Origin of the sequence: Thalassospira sp. UBA848, from assembly GCF_002295455.1 — a bacterium.
GTDB lineage: Bacteria > Pseudomonadota > Alphaproteobacteria > Rhodospirillales > Thalassospiraceae > Thalassospira.
Genome location: NZ_DBGS01000101.1, coordinates 1 through 3813, shown reverse-complemented (window position 1 = coordinate 3813; position 3813 = coordinate 1). Strand labels below are relative to the sequence as shown.

At 55.9% G+C, this 3813-nt stretch carries 3 protein-coding genes; all 3 read left to right on the top strand.

Annotated features, from left to right (window positions below; translation table 11 throughout):
- A partial coding sequence (locus B2R48_RS14135; protein ID WP_297001584.1) for a single-stranded-DNA-specific exonuclease RecJ occupies positions 1 to 1146 on the top strand: 1146 nt, incomplete at its 5' end.
- Positions 1147 to 1296: 150 nt separating this feature from the next.
- Positions 1297 to 2190 carry a substrate-binding periplasmic protein gene (locus tag B2R48_RS14130; protein ID WP_297001581.1) on the top strand — a complete coding sequence of 298 codons (894 nt, stop codon included), beginning with the start codon at positions 1297 to 1299 and terminating at the stop codon, positions 2188 to 2190.
- Positions 2191 to 2255: 65 nt separating this feature from the next.
- Positions 2256 to 3560 (top strand): MFS transporter, encoded by a 1305-nt coding sequence (locus B2R48_RS14125; RefSeq protein WP_297001577.1) that lies wholly within the window; start codon positions 2256 to 2258, stop codon positions 3558 to 3560.
- Positions 3561 to 3813 lie beyond the last annotated feature (253 nt).

The window sequence follows — 3813 nt, the reverse complement described above, 5'->3', positions numbered from 1 at the left end:
GTGGCGTTTCTGGTCTGTGTGGCGTTGCTGCGTGAATTGCGCAATCGCGGCTGGCTTGAAAAGAAGGGTGTTCGCGCACCCGATTTGCGCAACTGGCTTGATCTGGTTGCCCTTGGCACAGTGTGCGATGTGGTGCCGCTGCGCGGGTTGAACCGGGCATTCGTGACCCAGGGCCTCAAGGTGATGAAGCATCGCAGCAATATTGGCATTACATCGCTTGCCGATATTGCCGGGGTCAACGAAGTGCCCAGTGCCTATCACCTTGGTTATGTCCTTGGGCCGCGTGTGAATGCCGGTGGGCGCGTTGGCGAGAGTTTTCTGGGCGCCACCCTGCTTTCGGGCGAGAATGCCGCAGAGGCGCAGGATATCGCCCGCAGACTTGATGACTATAACCGAGAGCGCAAGGCGATTGAGGATATCGTCCTTGATCAGGCGATCAGTGCGGTCGAGGGCAGGTCAAAGGTCGGCTCCATGGTGCTGGTTGGTGGCGAAGACTGGCACCCCGGCGTAATCGGTATTGTCGCAAGCAGGCTTAAGGATCGATATCACGTGCCGTCGCTTGTGATGGGGATGGTTGACGGGGTCTATAAGGGCTCTGCGCGATCTGTGCGGGGCATTGATCTGGGTGATGCAATCATTGCGGCCCGTCAGGCCGGGCTTCTGATCAATGGTGGCGGGCACCATATGGCGGCGGGCTTTACCCTTGATCCCGAAAAGCTTGAAGCGTTTGAAGCGTTTCTTGAAGAGCGCTTTGCCAAGATCATCGCCGAAAATGACATCCGCCCGACCATCACGGTCGATGGGGCGCTTCACGCCAAGGGTGCGACACTTGACCTTATCGACTCACTTGAAAAGCTGGGGCCTTTTGGTGCGGGCAATGCGGAGCCCCGATTTGCCTTTGTCGATTGCCGGGCGGTCAAGGCCGACGTTGTCGGGCAGGATCATGTGCGTTGCATCCTGACCGGGTCAAACGGGCAGGGACGGCTCAAGGCGATTGCGTTCAGATGCCTTGATAATGATATGGGCCAGACCCTGATCAAGCATGGTGGGCGCCCGTTGCATGTTCTGGGGCATTTGCGCCGCGATAGCTGGCAGGGGCGTGATGGTGTGCAGCTGATCATTGATGATGTGGCATTACCCGTTTGACGGACGTGGTCTATACGAAAGTGTGGTCTTTGGATTGATAGCAAATTTCATTATTGGTATGATGATTTAATTGCTTCTTTGATCCGCATGGCTTTCCCACAGGTGTATTGGTTGTATTACCCGCCAGAAACGTATGACAAGCGCCACAGCATGTTCGCAATAGATGGACCTGACCAGGCATGTGCGCGCAATCGTGACAAGCTGTGCGCATACCGCTTTGCGCTGTTGGTTCAGGCGTTTTTTGTTCTTCTTGCGACGGTTATCGTCGCGGGGAATGCACAGGCGCAGGCGTTGGAAAAGGCAGACCCGAGCCATCTTGTCGATGCGTTGGGTGTAACCCTGCTTACAGAAGAATACCCACCGTTCAATTTCCTTGATGATGAAGGCCACCTGCGCGGGATTGGTGCCGAAGTCGTACAGGCCATGGCAACCCAGCTGGGCTATGGCAAGGATATTGATGTCTTGCCATGGAAGCGTGTTCTTCTGCGTATTGATGGCGAGGCGAATGTTGGCGTTTTCTCGATGACCAGAACGCCCCAACGTGAAGAGTCTTATCAGTGGGTCGGGCCGGTTGTGCCGATCAATGCGGGAATTTTTCAGCGTGCCGATTCAGCAAATCCGGTGCACGACATCGAAGACCTGCGTCAGGCCGGCCTGATCGGTGTGCAGGCCGGCGGCGCTGCTGAATTGGCCTTGCGCTCCTATGGGTTTGAAAACCTTGAACCCATCCATCATTCCGGCGGCGTTGTGGGCATGCTCGAAAAAGGTCGGATCGATCTTATTGTCTCATCAGACATCGAACTGTATGAGCAGCTTAAAAACAGCACGCTTAAGCGTGATGATGTCGAGATGGTTTATGCGTTTACGAGTGCTGATCTTTATCTGGCGTTCTCTGCGCAGACACCGCCCGAGATCGTCAGAGTCTGGCAGCATGCCTATGACGAAATTGTCAAAGACGGTCAGTTTGACCGGATTGTGTCGCAATATGGTGTCATCATGAACCAGTCCCCAAGGATTGAACGTGGCCTGCTGCTAAGCCAGTAGGGCGGTGGATTAAGCTGCTGCTGGCGACTTTTCGGCGTGATGATATCTGATTTCGGGGCATGCCCATGTCACGCAAAAGCTTGCCGCTTTGGCGTCTTGGCATTAAGCCAGATAGCACCATGACAAAAAATCCAAGCCCCACACATACGCCGCACGGGATCGGAACGTTTCTGATCGTTCTGATGCCGATCATGCTGGCTTTTTCACTTAGTCAGTTTTTCCGTTCTGCCCAGGCCTTGTTGGCCGGGCCATTGCGCGAGGAACTTGCCGTTACGCCCGAACAGCTTGGTCTGATTTCGGGCAGTTTCCATTTCGCCTTTGCCCTGATGCAGATCCCGGTCGGGGTGTTGCTTGACCGGTATGGGCCGCGGCTCACCAACGGTTTCCTGACGGTTATTACCGTGATCGGCGTGTTTGTCTTTGCCAATGCACAAAGTGTGCTTGGTCTGATGACCGGGCAGGCGGTGATTGGTATTGGCTGTTCGGCGGCTTTCATCTCTGCGCTTGTTCTGGCGGCGCGCTGGACCGCGCCAGAGAAATTTGCCGCGGCATCCGGGCTGATTGTGTCCTTCAGTCTGATGGGTGTTCTGGCATCGGCCACCCCGCTTGCAACACTGGTGGAGGCCTATGGCTGGCGGACAGTTTATTATGGCCTTGCCGGTATTGCGCTGATTGCTGTCGTGCTTGATTTCATTCTGGTGCGCGACAACCCGCCGGGCCATGCTGCTCATGCCCAGCGCGGCGAGAGCGTCATGGACGTCTTGCGCGGCATGATGTCGGTATGGTCGAACCGGCAGGTCTGGCTGCTTTCAGGCGTCGCGTTTTTCAGTTACCCGACAATTTTGACCGTGCGCGGGCTTTGGGGCGGGCCGTATTTGCATGATGTGTTTGATCTTGGCGCGGTCGAGGTCGGTAATATCCTGCTGGTGATGACGATCGGTATGATCATTGGCCCACCAACCTATGGGCAATTGTCGCGCATGATGCCTGAAAATACCCGTGGTCTGATCACCTTTGCTGTTCTGGTTGGGGCGGTTGCCTGCTTGTTGCAGGCCTTTGTCGGGCCGCTGGGAACGGGCGTTGCCATGGTGTTGATGTTGCTGCACGGGTTCCTTGGCAGCAGTGCGACGCTTAACTACGCCGCATCGCGCAAGGCCGTGGCCGAACATCAGATTGGCCGTGCACTTACCACGATCAATCTTGCGACCTTTGGTGGGCTTTTCGTTTTGCAGGGGATCGCCGGATTGATTGTCGGCCACTATGAGGCCGACCCGGATACCGGGTACAAGGCGATGTTTGTGTTCCTTGGTTGCGGCCTTGCATTGGCGGGCGGTTGTTTCTGGTTCGGAACGCGGCGCCGGCCGCAATAAAGAAATGTAATCGGCCCTTGTCGGAAGGTGGGGGAAGCCTCATCTGTCCGTCCAGGGCCGGAAGGAAAGCGAATAAACCGTCTGGTTAAACAAGGTGGCAGGGTTTTTCAGTATTTGGTCGGGAATGGCATCATTTCCGGCAGGGGATTAAAAAAAACGTCACAGGGGCGAAAAAGCCGCTTGACCTGACCCCACCCAATCGCTAAAAACCGGCCTCGTTAACGCGCTGCGTCCCCTTCGTCTAGAGGCCTAG

Bases quoted from the DNA above. Each gene is read 5' to 3' on its own strand.
- B2R48_RS14130 (WP_297001581.1), top strand. From the start codon at position 1,297: ATGTTCGCAATAGATGGACCTGACCAGGCATGTGCGCGCAATCGTGAC.
- B2R48_RS14125 (WP_297001577.1), top strand. From the start codon at position 2,256: ATGTCACGCAAAAGCTTGCCGCTTTGGCGTCTTGGCATTAAGCCAGAT.